The sequence below is a fragment of the Rhizobacter sp. P5_C2 genome (assembly GCF_054049715.1).
In genome coordinates this window covers 1-16,342 of the sequence record NZ_JBFULV010000014.1, presented here as the reverse complement: position 1 = coordinate 16,342, position 16,342 = coordinate 1, and the positions used below count along the sequence as shown (strand labels likewise).

The window sequence follows — 16,342 nt, the reverse complement described above, 5'->3', positions numbered from 1 at the left end:
CCCACCCGAAGGATCCCGAACCATGAACGACACCATCCTGTTGGGCGAACAGACCATCGAGGTCGCCCCGATCCCATTGGGCCGGCTGAAGAAGCTGCTGCCCGCTTTCAACCGAGCCGGCCTCGCCTTCAAGAACGGTCGCCTCGATGAGGTCGTGTTCGACGACATCGTGCTGGTGCTGTCAGCCGGCACCGGCATGTCGGTCGAGGAAGTCGAGCTGCTGCCAGCCACGATGGAGCAGCTGAGCGCCGCGCTCGAAGTCGTCGCCAAGGTCGCGGGCCTGGAGACGAAGGTGGCCGGTCTGGGAGCTGGCATGGGGGAAGCGGGGGCGTCCTTGGCGGCACTGCCGGGGACGCCTGGAGCAGCCTCTACGCCTGGCTGATCACGGCGACGGGCTGGACCTGGGCCTACATCGACGACCAGGTCACGCTGCCGCAGGTCTCTGCACTGGCCGACTTCTGGCGCCACACACCACCCGCGGCACTGCAGCTCCGGCGCATTGCGCTCGCGATCGGCATCAAGCCCGAGCGGTCTGCCGCGCCGGCCTCCTCGAATCCGGAACAAGCGATGGAACAGGCACGCAGCGTCGGCATGGCCGTCGCTCACGGCCGGCCCGACGACCCGATGTTGTCCTTTCTTGACCTCTGACCTAAGCGACCTCACTCTGCATGACCGATCCCCGCGCCCGCGTCGTAGTTGACGGCGATGTCACCCCTCTGCGCCAGGCGCTTCGCTCTGGCCTGGACAGCGTCCAGCAGTTCGGCACGCAGGCCGCCGGCCACTTCGGCACGCTGAGCGGTCCGCTCGAAGCCATCCGCGGCAAGTTCCTCGCCATCACTGCGGTGATTGGCGGCGGGGCGCTCTTCGGCAAAGCGATCGAGCAGACCGCCAAGTTCCAGGAGGAGAGCATCCAGCTCGGCAAGTCGTTGGGCGTGTCGGCAACCAGCGCGAGCACCTGGATTGCAGCGCTCGAGGATGTCGGTGCAACCACCGACGAGATGTCCGCCGCTGGCCGTGGCCTGCTGAAGCACCTCAACGAGGACGAGGGCGCTCTGAACCGCCTGGGGCTCGCCACGCGCGACAGCACCGGTGCACTGCGTCCGATGAACGAGCTGATGCTGGATGCAATCAAGCTGACCGGCGAGTACAAGGAAGGCACGGACCGCAACGTCGCCGCCTCGCAGCTCTTCGGCAAGGGCATCGACGCCAGCTCCGCGCTTCTCAAACTCAACAGCGACACCGTGCGCGAAAACGCCGAGCTGATGGCAGAACTGGGCCTGCTGGTCGGTCAGGAACAGGTCGACGCCTACAACGCCTTCGACAGCGCGGGCGACAAGGCGGCGCTCGTCATGAAGGGCTTCGCCAACACGATCGGCAACGTGCTGATGCCCGTCGTCACGAAGCTGGCCGAGTGGTTCGTCGCGATCGGACCGACCGCCATCACGGTGACCCGCGGCGCCATTGGCGGGCTGACGGCCGTCTTCTGGGGCCTCAAGAACGCGGTGGTCATCGTGTGGGAGGTGCTCAACGGCCTGGTCGTCACCGTCGCGGAGCCGCTGCGGGCGCTCGGCGCCGGGCTGTACAAGCTGATGACCGGCGACCTGAAGGGCGCGCAGGACGAACTGATGGGCTGGCCGGCGCGGATCGGCGAGGCCTGGGGTAAGGCTTGGGACAACATCGTCGCGTCCAGCGCCGAATCGCGTGACCGGCTGTCGGCGATCTTCAGCCCGGACCAGACCGAGGCCGCACCGTCCGGCGGCGGCACGCGCACGGCCTCGCTGAAGGGCAAGGGCGACAAAGACAAGGACGGCGCCAGCTCATACATGAGCTACTACGAGGCGATGCTCGCCGAGGAGAAGCGCGTGCAGGCCGTGCTGACCCAGGGCCGCGAGTACAGCAAGGAAGAGGAACTCGCGTACTGGCGCTGGCTCACCGACAACCTGACGATGACGACGGCCGACCAGGTCGCGATCCAGCGCAAGGCGGCGCAGCTTGAAGTCGGAATCGCGCGCGAGACGCGCCAGCAGCGCGACGCGATCGAGCAGGACGGCATGCGCACGGCCGAGCAGCTCGCGCTCGGCAAGATCGAGCTGGAGCGCGTGGCCGCCAAGGCGGCGCTCGATGCCGAGGAGATCACCAAGGCCCAGCTCGCGCAGCTGGAGGTCGGCTGGGAGGATCAGCGCTATGCCGTGCAGGCGTCTGCACTGCAGCAGCGGTTGACCTTGCTGAGCGCCGATCCGACCCTGAATCCGGTCGAGCTGGCGCGCATCAAGAACGAGTTGCTGCTGATCGAGCAGCAGCACGAGACGCAGCGCCTGACGCTGGCGTCCAGCGCGAACACGGCGCTCCGTGAACAGAGCGCGAACGCGTTCGGCGGCTCGGGCCTCTTCAGCGGCATCGGCGACAGCTTCGGCACGGCGCTGGACGGGCTGCTGGAGAAGACCAGCACCTGGGGCCAGGCGCTGGGCACGATCTTCGGCGGCGTGAAGGAAGCGTTCCTGCGCAACGTCGTGACCGAGCCGATGTCGCAGTGGATCGCCAGCCAGGCACGCATGCTCGCGATGAAGCTCGGCTTCCTGACGCAGGAGAAGGGCATGCAGGCGGCGGCGTCCGCCACGAACGTCGCGGTGAAGTCGGCCGAGGCAACGGCGGTGGTCGGCGCGAACGCAGCGGAAGCTGGCTCGGGCGCCGCGGCGTCGCAGGCCTCCATCCCTGTTGTCGGGCCTGTGCTCGCCATTGCGGCGATGGCCGCGATCTTCGCGGCGGTGTCGGGGATGGGCAAGGGAATCAAGAGCGCCTCGGGCGGCTTCGACATCCCGAGCGGCCTGAACCCGATCACGCAGCTCCACGAGGAAGAGATGGTGCTGCCGAAGCAGTACGGGAACGTGATCCGACAGCTTGCGGGCCAGGACCAGGGCGGTGGCAGCACCGAGCCTGCAGCACCGGTGGAGCTGCGCGGCGTGTCGGCCGGCGAGTTCTTCATGGCGAGCAAGCGCGACCTGGTTGCGGTGCTCAAGAGCCTGAAGCGGGACTTCGCCTTCAACTGAATCTGACGACATGAGCCTCGACATCTTTCCCTCGTTGCCCGGTTTGAAGTGGGGCAGCACCCGCGTGCCGATGCACCGCACCGGCGTGCGCGAGACGCCGAGCGGCCGCGAGTTCCGCACCCGCTACTACAGCTTCCCGCGCTGGCGCTACAAGCTCGCCTACGAAGTTCTGCGCGAGACCGAGGGCCTGGCCGAGCTGCGGACGCTGGTGGGGTTCTTCAACGCCCGCGGCGGCGCGGCGCAGCGCTTCCTCTACCTCGACCCGGACGATTGCACGGTCGTTGACCAACGCGTGGGTACGGGCGACGGCGCCGCTCGCAAGTTCCAGCTCGTGCGCACCTGGGGCGGCGTCGTCGAGCCGGTCTACGCGGCGGCCGATGACGCGCAGGTATTCCTCGGCGGGGCGCTCGCCGACCCGAGCACCTACGACATCGGCTCGAGCGGCGTGCTGACCTTCGCCGTGCCGGTGGCGACGGGTCTGCCGGTGACCTGGACCGGGCACTTCTACTGGCGCGTGCGCTTCAAGCAAGACGAGACCGAGGTGTCGCAGTTCCTGCGGCAGCTGTGGGAAGCGCGCAGCGTCGAGCTGATCACGGTCAAACCTTGAAGGACGCGTAATGAGAGTGGCATCGTGGGAGAAGTCACCTGGTGCGCTGGCCGAGCTGCTGAACAGCGAAACCGAGCTGGGCTGCATCGACCTGTACACCTTCACGCTGCCGGGCGGGCTGGTGCTGCGTTGGACGGGCGGCGATCAGCCGATCGCCCTCAACGGCACGACCTGGTCGCTCGGACCAGGTCTGCGCCGCAGTCGCACGCGGATGAGCGTCGGCATCGAGGTCGACAGCCTGGACGTGACCGTCTACGAGCTACCGGCCGACCTCGACGATGAAGAGCGGGCGATGCAGCTCAGCGGCACGCCGCTGCTGGCCTACATCGCGCGCGGTGGCTTCGAGCACGCGCGCCTGGAACTGCAGCGCGCATTCCTGCCCGCGGCGGAGATGGCGAGCCTCACGCCGCCGATCGTCGGCACGCTGGTGTGGTTCACCGGGCGCGTGGCGACGACGAAGGGCGACCGCACGCAGCAGGTGCTCGGAATCAAGAGCGACACCGAGCAGCTCGACGTGATGGTGCCGGCTGAGGTCTATCAGCCCGGGTGCCCGAACACGCTGTACGACGCGGCCTGCGGCGTGAACCGCGATGCCAAGACCGTCACCAGCGCCGCCAGCAGCGCGAGCGATGCAACCCGCACGCGCTTCAGCCATGGGCTCGCCGCGAACCTGTACCCGTCCGGCTACTTCGATCTCGGCGTCGTGCGTTTCCTGACCGGACCGAACACCGGCATCGGCCGCACCGTGAAGCGCCATACGACCGGCGGCGCAGGCGGTGCCGGCAGCGAGATCACCGTGCTGCAGCCGTTCCCGTTCCCGGTCGCGCCGGGCGACAGCTTCGCGATCTATCCCGGCTGCGACAAGACCCAGAGCACCTGCAAAGCCAAGTTCAACAACGTGATCCGTTTCCGCGGCAAGCCCTACGTGCCAGCCGCCGAGACCGTTATGTGAGCGCCATGACCCTGAACGAATCGATCGAAGCTCAACAACGCCAGGCGGTGATCGCCGAGGCCCTGACCTGGCTGGACACGCCGTACCACCATCACGGCCGCCTCAAGGGCGTTGGCGTCGACTGCGGACAGAGCCTGTGCGCGATCTACGAGGCCGCCGGCGTGGTGGCGCCGATCGACCCGGGCATCTACAGCACCGCCTGGCACTTGCATCGCAGCGACGAGCTGTACATCGACTGGCTGCAGCGCGCAGGCGCGGTGCGGACCGACCACCCGAAGGCGGGTGACGTGGCGCTGTTCCGCTTCGGCCGCACCTTCAGCCACGGCGGCGTGCTGGTCGACCGGCGCACGGTGCTGCACGCATACGTCAACCAGGCGGTGATCCTGACCAGGCTCGACGAAGCTCCGCTCGCCGGCCGGCCGGTGCAGTTCTGGACGCTGTGGAAGTCGGAAGAAGGCGCTGTGCAGGCGCCTGCACAAGCCCTCGACAGCCAACCCATGGAGGCTTGACATGGGAGGCCGCACTACCATCTCCAGCAGCGAAACCCGCATCGAAGCCCTGAAGCTGCAGAGCAGTGCGCAGGGCGTGACGATCCCTGTCGTCTACGGCGTGAACCAGATCAGCGGCAACCTGATCTGGTACGGCGATTTCAGGGCGATCCCCCACACGACCAGCCAGCAAGCCGGCAAGGGCGGCGGCGGCGTCACCTCCGAGAGCACCACCTACACCTACAGCGCGTCCGTGATGATGGGCCTGTGCCACGGCCAGATGAACGGCGTGCCGCGGATCTGGCGCGGCAAGAAGCTCTACAACGGCGGGATTCGTGGCGACCAGTTCGCCTCGGTGCGCAAGACCTACGCCGTGCCGGCGGCCGGTCCGATGTCGACGACGCTGGATGCCGCGTTCGCGTCCATTCAGGCGGTGTACATCGCGATCTTCTTCCTGAAGTCCCAACTCGCCAACGGTGTGGACTACTCGGTCGACGCCGATGGCGAGCTCGCCGTCGTCAAGATCCTGAACGACAAGCTGCGCGGCTCGACGGTGACGATCGACTACCTGGTCGTCACCGCGGGCACGAAGCAGACCGCGCTGGAGGAACTGGGCTTGAGCTTCAAGACCGGCGCGCTCGGCCAGGTGCCGTGGTCGTACCTGCAGGGCGCCAACCCGGCACAGTCGCTCGGCTACAGCGGCCTGGCCTATGTCTGCGCAAAGGACTACGACCTGGGCGCCTCGGCGCAGGTCGAGAACCACAATTTCGAGATCCAGGGCAATCTCGCGTACAGCCTGGGCAGCAACGTGCCGGACGTGGATCCGAGCCGCGTGCTGCTGGACCTGCTGATGAACGGCCGATATGGCGCCAACATTCAGAGCAACCGGCTCGACGGCATGCAGGAGTGGTCTGACTACTGCGTCGCCACCGGCCTGCTGGCATCGCCCGCTCTGACCGAGCAGATGAGCGCGGCCGAGCTGGTCAAGGTGTTCGGGCAGCTCACGAACACCGCGCCAGTGTGGAGCGCCGGCAAGCTCAAGATGATCCCCTACGGCGACAGCCCGGAGGCTGGGCTCGGGCGCACCTACACCCCCAACGTCACGCCGATCTACGACCTGAACGACGACCTCTTCATCCCGTCGCCCGGCGAGCCGCCGGTGCAGCAAGAGCGCAAGAGTCCGGCCGACGCCAAGAACCATTTCCGGGTGCAGTACCGCAACCGGTCCAACGGCTACAACGTCGACGTGGCCGAGGCGAAGGACCAGGCGGACATTGACGCGCATGGCCTGCGCTCGGAGGCCATCGTCAAAGCCGACTGGATCACCGACGGCGCCGTCGCGCGCCTGGTCGCCCAGCTGATGCTGCAGCGCTCGCTGTACATCCGTGCGACCTACACCTTCAAGCTGCCAGCGAACTTCAGTTTGCTGGAGCCGATGGACCTGGTCACCCTGACGGATGTCGGGCTCGGGCTGGACCGGCACCCGGTGCGCATCACCGCGACCGACGAGGAGAACGACGACGGCGACCTGACGGTGACGGCCGAGGACTTCCCCGCAGGCGTCGCGAGCGCGACGATGTACCCGAGCGAGGTCAACGCCGGCTACTTGCACGACTACAACGCGGCACCGGGCAACGTGGACGCGCCGGTGCTGTTCGAAGCACCGGTCGGCCTGACGCAAACCGGGCTCGAGGTCTACGCGGCCGTGAAGGGCAGCAGCGCGGCCTGGGGCGGCTGCAACGTGTGGGTCAGCGTCGACGGGCTGAACTACCAGAAGGCCAGCACGCTGCACGGGCCGGCGCGGTACGGGCGGCTCGGCACCTTCATCAGCGGCGACAGCGTCACGGTGAACACCAGCGGCCAGCTGATCAGCACCAGCGCGGCCGACGCCGCGGCACTGGGCACGCTCTGCTACGTCGGCGGCACTGTGCCCGAGTACCTCGCCTTCCAGAACGCGGCGCTGCTGGCGCCGGGCACCTACACGCTGTCCGGCCTGGTACGCGGTGCGCACGGCACGCCCAGCACCGGCCACCAGGTCGGCGATGCCTTCGTGCGCGTCGACAGCGCGATCGGCAAAAGCGGGCCACTGGAACTGTCGTTCATCGGCAAGACGATCCACTTCAAGTTCACCAGCTTCAACATCTTCGGCGCGGCCGAGCAGAGCCTGGCCGAGGTGCAGGCCTACGACTACCGCGTGACCGGCGCGATGGCGGCGCTGCCGCCGTCGGCACCGACGGACGTGTCCGCATCCTTCGAGCCATTCGGCGTGCGGCTGAAGTGCGCGAAGAACGCCGAGCCGGATGTCGTGGGCTACGAGTGGCGCGTGAGTGTTGGAGCGGGATTGGGGCAGGGCGCGACCTGGTCGACCGCCCAGGTGCTCGAGCAGCTCGGCGGCACCTCGCACCTATGGGCGGTGCAGGCGAGCGGAGGCTTCACGGCCTGGGTCTCCGCGGTCGACGCGCTGGGCAATCGCAGCACGCCGACGAGCGTGGCGGGCACGGTGACGGCGCCTGCGATCTCGGCGCTGAACGCGACGATCACCGGCACCGACCTGCAGCTCGACTATGCCGGTGTGCCGGGCGCCTTTGCGATCAGCGGCTACGAGCTGCGCTTCGGCGACAGCTTTGCGACGGCCACCGTCGTCGGGGTGTTCCAGATCACGCGGCACCTGCGCCGCATCGACTGGGGCGGCGCCAGGCGCTGGTGGGTCGCGGCGATCGACGTGAAGGGCAACCGCGGCGCGGCCTCGTCCGTTGACACCGTGGTCACCGCGCCAGGCGCGATCGTCGCGTCGCGCGCGGAGGTCGTCGACAACAACGCGCTGCTGTACTGGAGCGCCCCGACCAGCGGTAGCCTGTCCATCGATCGTTACGAGGTCCGCAAGGGCGCGAGCTGGGCGGCGGGCACGATCGTCGGCTCGAACGGCAACAGCACCTTCACGGCGATCTTCGAGCAGCAGGCGGGTGTCTTCACGTACTGGGTGGCCGCCTTCGACAGCGCTGGCAACACCGGCACGCCAGTCGGCATCGCGGCCACCATCAATCAGCCGCCCGACTACGTACTGCGCACGCAGATCCGCTCGACCTTCAGCGGCACCGCGACGAACCTGTTCCTGGAGGACGGTGCGTTGCTCGGGCCGGTGGCGCCGGAGACCTGGGCGCAGCACTTCGAATCGCACGGCTGGACCACGCCGCAGGCGCAGGTCGACGCCGGCTTCCCGCTGTACGCCGAGCCCAGCACGACGAACGCGACCTACGACGAGACCTTCGACTACGGCACCGCGCTGCCGCCGACCATCGTCACCGTGACGCTGGGCGCCAGCGTGATCGCCGGCCAGGTCAGCAGCTCGTGCCAGATCTACACCAAGCTGAACAGTGCAGACGCCTGGACGGCCGCGGCGGCGGGCGCCACCAGCGTGCTGGCGGCCAGCTTCCGGTATGTGCGCGTAGTGTGGACCTTCAGCTGCAGCGCGGGCGCGAACCTGATCCGCATCGCGAGCCTGGACGTGAAGCTCTCGAACAAGCTGAAGACTGACTCGGGTCGCTTTGTGATCACCAACGCCGCGGCGGGCGTGGTCGTGCCGTTCGCTGTGGCCTTTATCGACGCCGACACGCCGCTGTGCCAGGCCAACGGCACCACCGCGCTGCTGCCCATCGTGGACTTCCTCGACGTGCCGAACCCGACCGGCTTCACCGTCTACCTGCTCAACCCGCAGACCGGCCAGAAGGTCACGGGCTCGGGCGGCTGGACCGCGCGCGGGTACTGACCACGGGACCACGGACCCCTTCCGCACTTCTTCCTTCATCCACGACAACAGCCATTCGACGAACCGACCACCATGCCGATCGACTTCAGCAAACCCGTCACCACCGACCGCTATGACACCGGCGTCCTGCCGCAAATCAAAGCCTCCTTCAGCGCGCTGGCGCAATGGATGGACCCGGCCTATGCCGGCGCGGTCACCAGCCCGCCGACGGGCGCGAAACGCTTCACCGGCGGCCTGATCCAGGAGTTCAACGGCACCAGTTGGGTGGAGAAGGCCACCGGCTACCTGAAGAACATCTCGCCGGTCACCTATACCTCGGTGTCGATCCCGGGGGCGGCGAACGGCTGGGCGGGCRTGCAGTTCAGCGACACGGCACGGCTTTACTCGCTGATGGTCGGTGCGGGAGATGGCACCTCGGGCATCTTCTCGGTGACAGACGGCCAATGGAAATGGAACTTCGATGCGAACGGGCAGCTTGGTGCCGGATCGGTACCGTGGGGGCGGATCACTGGTGCGCCGGCAATCACAGCGTGGGTGCCGGACTATGCGGGCACCGGCAACACGGTGGCCGTGCGCAACTCAAGCGGCCACCTGTTCGCGACCTACCTGAACCAGAGCTCGCCGAACAGCGAGAACGGACCGATCAGCCAAGTATTCATCAGCAACGGCGGCGACAGCTATCTGCGCAAGGTCGACCTGAGCTACTTCGGCACCAGCCTTGTCGTGCCGTGGACCAACATCTCCAACCGGCCGGGCTCGATGTCGCAGTTCTTCAACGACGTGGGCTTCGTGTCGTGGAACAGCGCGCCCGTCTTCTCCGGGCTTGTCTACGGGCGAGGCGGTGGTGATGGTCTCGGGCGCATCACGATGACGAACGTGGCTGGCCAGCCATCGGGTGGGGCTCCTGGTGACATCGTGTTCGTGTACTGAAAGGCGGCACGCACATGGCAGAGATGTGGCGGTATGACGGTGGTGGCGTGGCGCGCAAGATCCGTGAGGCTTGGCGGTACGACGCGGGAGGCACAGCGCGCAAGGCACGCGAGATCTGGCGGTATGGCACCGACGGCGTCGCGCGCAAGGTCTTCAGCGGGTCGTTCACGCTGACGGCCTCGACGGCCAGCGTCTTCGGCTCAGGCTTCACGTCGACGCGTGGTGCAACCGTGCCGGTGACCACCTCCCCAGTGACGGTGACGGTGCAGGGCGGGGCGGGGGTCTTCACCATCGCCTGGTCGACATTGTCAGGATCGTCCGCGACCGCGATGTCACCCAACTCGGCGACGACGCAGTTCCGGCGCAATGCAGCTGCCCCAACGACCGTTGGCAAGGCCAACACGCTGAGCGGCGTGCAACGCTGCACGGTGACGGAAGTGAACACGGGCGAGGTGAAGACGATCGACGTGACGGTGGTCACCGAGCACTGGTACGACTTTTGATGTGCGTCGGCTGTGTTGGGGTGGCGGTCCGACGGGTCGAATCTGCGGCTGCCTGCCTTCGTCTGGCTGCGGTCGGCCGGGTTTGGCTATCGATCGACGGCTCTTGCCGATTGGCGACCTTAAAGCGGCGCGCGCTGTTCGGTCGGAAGGGTGGGGCGGTCGTTTGGTGCCTGAGATGGCCTTACCGTCAGAAATTCGCTCCGCACTTTCTGCGGTAGCGAGGGTCGGACATGATCGAGCTTCGCATGTGAATCATGCCGCGCTAGCCGCCGGCACCGCCCGGCCGATCGACAGGCCGTAGATGCGCCGGTCGGCCAAGTAGCAGCTGCAGGCTGCTGCCTCCAAACCGGCGCGGTCGACCACACGCAACTCGCCGCGGTGGTATTCGATCAGGCCGCTTGCCTGCAGCGTGCCGGCTGCGGCCGTCACGCCGACGCGCCGCACGCCCAGCATGTAGGCCAGGAACTCGTGCGTCATGTGGAAGTGATCGGACTGTGCGCGGTCCTGGCTCATCAGCAGCCAGCGCGCCAGGCGCGGGCCGATCAGGTGGAAGCGGAGGCAGGCAGCCGAGCCTGCGAGTTGCGCCATCAACACGTGGATGTAGCGGCTCAGGCTGCGTTGCAGCGCGGCACTGCGTGCCAGCTCGCGCCGGAATGGCGCGACGGCAATGCGCAACGCCGTGCCCGGCCCTTGCACCACCGCATGCAGCGGCGCGACCGGCACGCCCAGTGCCACGTGCACGCCCAGCATGCCCTCGCGCCCCACCATGCCGACCTCCAGGCCGGGATGGGTATCGACTCGCGAGATCAACGACACGAAGCCCTCCATCGGGAAGTACACGTGCCGTGTTGGCTGGTCAGCGTCGCTGAGCACCTGGGCGAGCGTCATCTCGACCGCACCTCCCGCAGCAAGCAGACGTTGGCGGTCCGCCCGCGGAAGCAGTTCGATCAAGCCGTTCTCGAGGTTTTTCATGGCGCAGGCAGTCTGGGGCCTGCGTGGCCACACCACCGTCTGCCAGCGCACACAGACCTGCTCAGGTCACCAGCGGCGCGGGCAATAATCGGTCGTATTCCTTCTTCACCACCGCATAGCACTCGCAGGTGCGCTGCTCCAACTCAGGCCGGTCGAGCACCGTGATGCGGCCGCGCGCATAGCGGATCAGCCCGGCCTTTTGCAGCTTCAGCGCGGCCTCCGTGACACCTTCGCGGCGCACGCCCAGCATGTTGGCGATCAACTCCTGAGTCATTACGAGTTCGCTGCCCGTCAGTCGGTCGAGGCTCAGCAGCAGCCAGCGGCACAGCTGCTGATCGAGCGAGTGATGGCGGTTGCAGACTGCCGTCTGTGCCATCTGGGTGATCAGCGCCTGTGTATAGCGCAGAAGCAAGTGCAGCACCGGCGCGCGATTGAACTCGTCCTTGATCGTCGATGCCTTCAACCGGAAGCCCTCACCGGCACTTTGCACCACCGCGCGACTGGGTGTCGATTCGCCCCCCATGAACAGCGAGATGCCGACGATGCCCTCGTTGCCCACCACGGCAATCTCGGCCGACGAGCCGTTCTCCATCACGTACAACAGCGAAACGATGGCAGAGGTGGGGAAATAGACGTGACTGAGCGTGCGCCCGGGTTCGTACAGCACTTGGCCGAGCGGTAACTCGACCCATTCGAGCTGGGGCATCCAGCGTTGCCACTCCGAGTCGGGCAGGGCCGCCAGCAGCTGGTTCTGCTTCGGATCGGGGGAAAAGACCATTTCGCGAAGCTCCGCACAGTGTCGGAGCCGGCGTGGAACGCCTACCGCGCCATGCCGCCGATGGTGACGAATATAGGCGCTGACGGAGTCTCGGTATGTTCGATATCGAACATATCGCGAGAAAAGGAGCGGCCTATCGCTGGTTCTTGTCCCGTCCTGCACCGGCCAAGCGCGCGAAGTTGGCCGCATCGTGCAGGTTGTCATATGGGATGCAGGCAAAGCGATAGGCCCCTTCCTCGAATCGGATGCCCAGCGTGGCCATCAACGGCAGATCGCTCTCTGCGGGCGGTGCCGCGACCATCGGTGCTTCGGGCATGTCGGAACTCAACATGTGCGTCCTGATCATGGCTCGCCTTTCCTAGGAGATCAGCAGCTACGCTACATGTGCGTCGTTGGAGTGTCTGTGCGGCATACAACGCTCGCTCGGAGAACGATGACCCTGCGTTCGCCACCGTACAGACCGGAGCGGGCCACCTCGGCAGACTCGCCGACGGAGCGCTCCCCCATCCCAAAAGGAAGCCTGCACGCCGGGTGTTGCGATTCGCGGCACCCGGCCAGGACTTCCCGTCTGACTCACACGCGCTCCCTTTCGGAGGAKGCCGCAATGTCTGTCACTCTTCACCCGTTCGACGCCTTTACCGGGCAGCCGCCCAAGAAGACGCTCTCGGTGCTTCGCTACGGCAAGGCAGCCGCTCTAAGGCGCACGTCTTCGCGCGCCCCACTTTTTTGCCAACAAGCCGACGCTGGATCGCAAGCCACTGGCCGGCGGGCCCGTGCGACTCTCGCACGACTGCGCAAGGTCAACGAGCAATTGCTGCAGACCACATTGCTAGCACAACGTGGGCAACGCCAGGCAGAACTGGCACTGAGCCGCCAGACCCAGTTGATGGGCGTCGTAGCCCACGAACTGCGCAACCCGTTGATGACCCTGTGCACCACGGCGACGCTGCTGCCGCGCGTTGCCTCCGACAAGGTTGCGCGCCTGCTGGAAATCATCGAACGGCAAACCGGCCGCATGTCGCGCGTGATCGGCGATCTGCTGGATGTATCGCGCATGAATACCGGCAAGCTGCGGCTCGAGTTTGACGATGTCGACATCGCCGACGTGGTCGAGGATTCGCTCATCAGCTGCCGTCACTCGATGGCCCAGCACACGCAGACGCTTCATCTCGAACTGCCGTCCCCGCCGGGCAGCATGCGCGCCGACGCCGTCCGCTTGACTCAGATCTTGAGCAACCTCCTTGGCAACGCGTCCAAGTACACGCCGGCCGGCGGCCAGATTACCCTTGTCGTGAAACGCACGGCGGATGCCGTGGTGTTCTCCGTCAAAGACAACGGCATCGGCATCTCGCCGCGGGCCTTGCTGGAAGTCTTCGATCCGTTCGTGCAGGAACAGCATGCGGTGAAGTTCAATGGCGTCGGCCTGGGACTGGGCCTGGCGGTGGTGCGCGAGCTAGCCGAAGCCCATGGCGGTAGCGCTGAGGCGAGCAGCGCGGGGGTCGGACTGGGCAGCTGCTTCGTCGTCACGATTCCGATTCTCGATGGACGACGCTGAACCGAGGCTGACATGACAGGCTCCGCTGGGCGGCCTGCCTAGTCAGTTTTGAAACTGCGGAAGAATCTTCCCCCCAACGGATGCTCGGCGGTGGCCGCTAGTAATCGTTCGACTGTCGGAATCTAGGGACACGAAACGCTCCATTGCCGCAGTTCACAACCGATCGCTGGTCGTGTGCGCTCCCCAGGTCATTTAGTCGGCCGCATGAGTGCGGGTTTCAACTGTCCTCGACTGTCACCCGTGATCGTCGTGACGTGCTGACATTGTCTACTGGCGCACCTACAAAGTAGACGCCGATTCCACGAGCATGGGCGCATGAGCACCCCTGCCTCCACGATGCTGGCCGCCTACCTGCAGGCCGAAACCGATGTTCTTCTCGGCAAGGAAGCGCGCCTCGGCGACCGCGTCTTCCGCAGCGAAGACTTGTCCGAGATCCGCGCCGGCCGTAGAGAGTGGGAGGGGCGCGTCGCGGGCGAGCGCGGACAGGCGGCCGGTGTGCAGACCATCGGCGGCTTGCGTTTCGCCGTCGCGCGCCTCGACCAATGACGGGGCGTCTCAACGCGATCGACCGCCTGGTCGCATGGATGGACCCACAGCGCGGCTTGACCCGGTTGCGAAGCCGCACGTTGCTGGCCCATTACGAAGCCGCCCAGCCTAACCCACAGCGCAAGTTCCGCCGCGATGGCGGCTCGCCCAATCAACTGGTGGAGAAGGGCGCCGTGCCGCTTCGAAATCAGATGCGCTACCTCGATCGCAATCACGACTTGGTCGTCGGTTCGCTCGATGTGCTGGTCAACAACACAGTCGGCGCGCAGGGCATCGGCGTTGAGTTCCAGCCGCGCACACTGACCGGCGAGATCCACACCGACTACGCGAAGGCATTGTCGTCCGCCTGGCGTGACTGGCAGCGCCGCCCCGAGGTCCGTTGGCAGCACAGCTACGCGCGCTGCCAGCGCTTGCTCGCCCGCACCTTGTACCGCGATGGAGAGGCCTTCGCTCAACGCGTGACGGGGCGAGTGCCGGGCCTGGATCACGGGACAGCAGTACCGTACTCACTGGAGCTGTTCGAGGCGGACATGGTGCCGATGGACTACACCGACGAGTCCCGCGGAATCAAGCAGGGTATCCAGCGGAACACATGGGGGCGCCCGACCGGGTACTGGCTGTTCAAGGGCCATCCGAGCGAGACGATCTCTCTGCGGCCGGATCTGAAAGTGATTCCGGCGGCTCGCATGCTGCACCTGGCTCACCTGCAGCGCATCGGGCAGCTGCGCGGCGTGACCCGCTACGCCAGCGTCATCGGACGGATCGAAGACATCAAGGACTACGAGGAGTCCGAGCGCATCGCTGCCAAGGTGGCCGCCATGCTGACGGGCTACGTGAAGCGTCAGGCGCCTGATGGCGGCGGCTATGAAGGCCCACTGAAGGACGACAACGGAAACGACATCCATCGGCAGATTGCGCTGTCCCCCGGCACGATCATCGACACGCTGGCCGTCGGAGAAGAGATCGGCCTGATCGACAGCAAGCGCCCGAACCCGAACCTGATCACCTTCCGCAACGGGCAGCTGCGTGCGTTCGCCGCTGGCATCAGTGCGAGCTACTCCAGCGTCAGCCGCAACTACGACGGCACGTACAGCAGCCAGCGGCAGGAACTAGTCGAGCAGTGGGTGCACTACGCGTGCCTGACCGACGACTTCGTCGGCATGGCGGTGCAGCCGGTCGTCGAGGATTTCATCCAGGCGGCCGATTATTCCAATGTCGTGCCGTGTCCACAGGACGTGATGCCGGGTACTGCCAATGACGTTCTCTATGTCGCGCCGTCGATGCCGTGGATCGACATGGCCAAGGAAGCCACCGCCTGGCTGACGCTGAGCCAAGCCGGTTTCATCAGCGAGGTCGAGGTGATCCGCAAGGCCGGCCGCAACCCCGACACCGTGCTGGAGCAGGTCGCTGAGTGGCGCCGCAAGGTCAAAGAGAAAGACCTGCGCTTCAGCAGCGACGTGACGAACCAGAACGCGAGCGGCTTGCCCAGCCGGTCGAAGCCGGTTGCCGCACCCAACCAATCCAACAATGACGATCAGGAGGACAACACCGATGAGTGACCCCCGCAACTTGACCGATGCCGACATGCAGCGTATCGCCGAGAAGCTCGCAGCGCAGCTGGTGACCCAGTTGGGTGACGAGCGCACCGCGCAGCGCTTGGTCGACGTCTGGGGCGGCTACGTCGACCGCCAGCTCGGCAAAGGCCTGCGGCGCTTTGCGATGTACGCAGTGATGGCGCTACTCGGACTGGGGGCTATCAAGTTCGACTGGTTCAGCCGCCTGCTCAGCAAGTGAGCGACAGCGCGGAACGACGCCAGAACATCAAGACCACCTCGAAGAGGCCCGAGGCAGAACAGGGACGACAGCGAATGGACTTCAACATAGCCTACGAGACCGTGCTCGGCAAAGAAGCCGGCTACAGCGACGACCCACGCGACAGCGGCGGCCAGACGAAGTACGGCATCACCGAAGCGGTGGCGCGTGCGTTCGGCTACGCCGGCCCGATGAACCTGCTTGGCCTCGATCAGGCCAAGGATATCTACCGCAGCCGGTACTGGGACGCGCTGCAGCTCGACCAGGTCGCAAGCCTGGCGCCGGCCGTGGCAGGCGAGCTGTTCGACACCGCGGTGAACCAGGGCACCGACCAGGCGGCTACCTTCCTGCAGCGAACGCTGAACGTGCTGAACAAGGAAGGCACC

16 protein-coding genes are annotated in these 16,342 nt (G+C 66.4%); 13 read left to right on the top strand and 3 right to left on the bottom strand.

Annotated features, from left to right (window positions below; genetic code table 11):
- Positions 1–22 precede the first annotated feature (22 nt).
- The 8 genes from ACXJLU_RS07045 to ACXJLU_RS07010 all read left to right on the top strand — a co-directional run bounded on the left by ACXJLU_RS07045 (position 23) and on the right by ACXJLU_RS07010 (position 10,293).
- Positions 23–382 (top strand): hypothetical protein, encoded by a 360-nt coding sequence (locus tag ACXJLU_RS07045; protein ID WP_457329731.1) that lies wholly within the window; start codon positions 23–25, stop codon positions 380–382.
- A 286-nt stretch (positions 383–668) separates the two neighbouring features.
- Complete coding sequence (locus tag ACXJLU_RS07040; protein WP_457329730.1) at positions 669–3,047, top strand: phage tail tape measure protein; 2,379 nt, start codon at positions 669–671, stop codon at positions 3,045–3,047.
- A gap of 10 nt (positions 3,048–3,057) precedes the next feature.
- On the top strand, positions 3,058–3,654 hold the full coding sequence (locus ACXJLU_RS07035; protein ID WP_457329729.1) for a DUF2460 domain-containing protein: 597 nt from the start codon (positions 3,058–3,060) through the stop codon (positions 3,652–3,654).
- A gap of 10 nt (positions 3,655–3,664) precedes the next feature.
- Positions 3,665–4,606: a DUF2163 domain-containing protein gene (locus ACXJLU_RS07030; RefSeq protein ID WP_457329728.1), complete on the top strand. Its 942-nt coding sequence runs from the start codon at positions 3,665–3,667 to the stop codon at positions 4,604–4,606.
- A gap of 5 nt (positions 4,607–4,611) precedes the next feature.
- Entirely contained in the window at positions 4,612–5,115 is a 504-nt protein-coding gene (locus tag ACXJLU_RS07025) for an NlpC/P60 family protein (protein WP_457329727.1), read from the top strand.
- A 1-nt stretch (position 5,116) separates the two neighbouring features.
- Entirely contained in the window at positions 5,117–8,860 is a 3,744-nt protein-coding gene (locus ACXJLU_RS07020; protein WP_457329726.1) for a phage tail protein, read from the top strand.
- Positions 8,861–8,932: 72 nt separating this feature from the next.
- On the top strand, positions 8,933–9,790 hold the full coding sequence (locus ACXJLU_RS07015; RefSeq protein ID WP_457329725.1) for a hypothetical protein: 858 nt from the start codon (positions 8,933–8,935) through the stop codon (positions 9,788–9,790).
- Positions 9,791–9,804: 14 nt separating this feature from the next.
- On the top strand, positions 9,805–10,293 hold the full coding sequence (locus ACXJLU_RS07010) for a hypothetical protein (protein ID WP_457329724.1): 489 nt from the start codon (positions 9,805–9,807) through the stop codon (positions 10,291–10,293).
- Between the two features lie 252 nt (positions 10,294–10,545).
- Here the strand turns inward: ACXJLU_RS07010 and ACXJLU_RS07005 are convergent, their stop codons facing one another.
- The 3 genes from ACXJLU_RS07005 to ACXJLU_RS06995 form a co-directional block, all read right to left on the bottom strand.
- A complete protein-coding gene (locus tag ACXJLU_RS07005; protein ID WP_457329723.1) occupies positions 10,546–11,265 on the bottom strand; it encodes a Crp/Fnr family transcriptional regulator in 720 nt (239 codons plus the stop codon).
- Between the two features lie 61 nt (positions 11,266–11,326).
- Positions 11,327–12,043 carry a Crp/Fnr family transcriptional regulator gene (locus tag ACXJLU_RS07000; protein WP_457329722.1) on the bottom strand — a complete coding sequence of 239 codons (717 nt, stop codon included), beginning with the start codon at positions 12,041–12,043 and terminating at the stop codon, positions 11,327–11,329.
- A 133-nt stretch (positions 12,044–12,176) separates the two neighbouring features.
- Positions 12,177–12,359 (bottom strand): hypothetical protein, encoded by a 183-nt coding sequence (locus ACXJLU_RS06995; RefSeq protein WP_457329721.1) that lies wholly within the window; start codon positions 12,357–12,359, stop codon positions 12,177–12,179.
- A gap of 288 nt (positions 12,360–12,647) precedes the next feature.
- Here ACXJLU_RS06995 and ACXJLU_RS06990 point away from each other — a divergent pair, with 288 nt between their 5' ends.
- From ACXJLU_RS06990 to ACXJLU_RS06970, 5 genes are all read left to right on the top strand, one after another.
- On the top strand, positions 12,648–13,598 hold the full coding sequence (locus ACXJLU_RS06990) for a sensor histidine kinase (protein WP_457329720.1): 951 nt from the start codon (positions 12,648–12,650) through the stop codon (positions 13,596–13,598).
- 336 nt (positions 13,599–13,934) lie between these two features.
- On the top strand, positions 13,935–14,144 hold the full coding sequence (locus tag ACXJLU_RS06985; protein ID WP_457329719.1) for a DUF6148 family protein: 210 nt from the start codon (positions 13,935–13,937) through the stop codon (positions 14,142–14,144).
- Positions 14,141–15,703 carry a phage portal protein gene (locus ACXJLU_RS06980; RefSeq protein ID WP_457329718.1) on the top strand — a complete coding sequence of 521 codons (1,563 nt, stop codon included), beginning with the start codon at positions 14,141–14,143 and terminating at the stop codon, positions 15,701–15,703. Before ACXJLU_RS06985 ends, ACXJLU_RS06980 begins: the two co-directional genes overlap by 4 nt.
- On the top strand, positions 15,696–15,938 hold the full coding sequence (locus tag ACXJLU_RS06975; protein WP_457329717.1) for a hypothetical protein: 243 nt from the start codon (positions 15,696–15,698) through the stop codon (positions 15,936–15,938). The genes ACXJLU_RS06980 and ACXJLU_RS06975 overlap by 8 nt, the downstream gene beginning before the upstream one ends.
- Positions 15,939–16,012: 74 nt before the next feature.
- Positions 16,013–16,342: glycosyl hydrolase 108 family protein (locus tag ACXJLU_RS06970; protein WP_457329716.1), on the top strand; the 330-nt coding region annotated here is incomplete at its 3' end.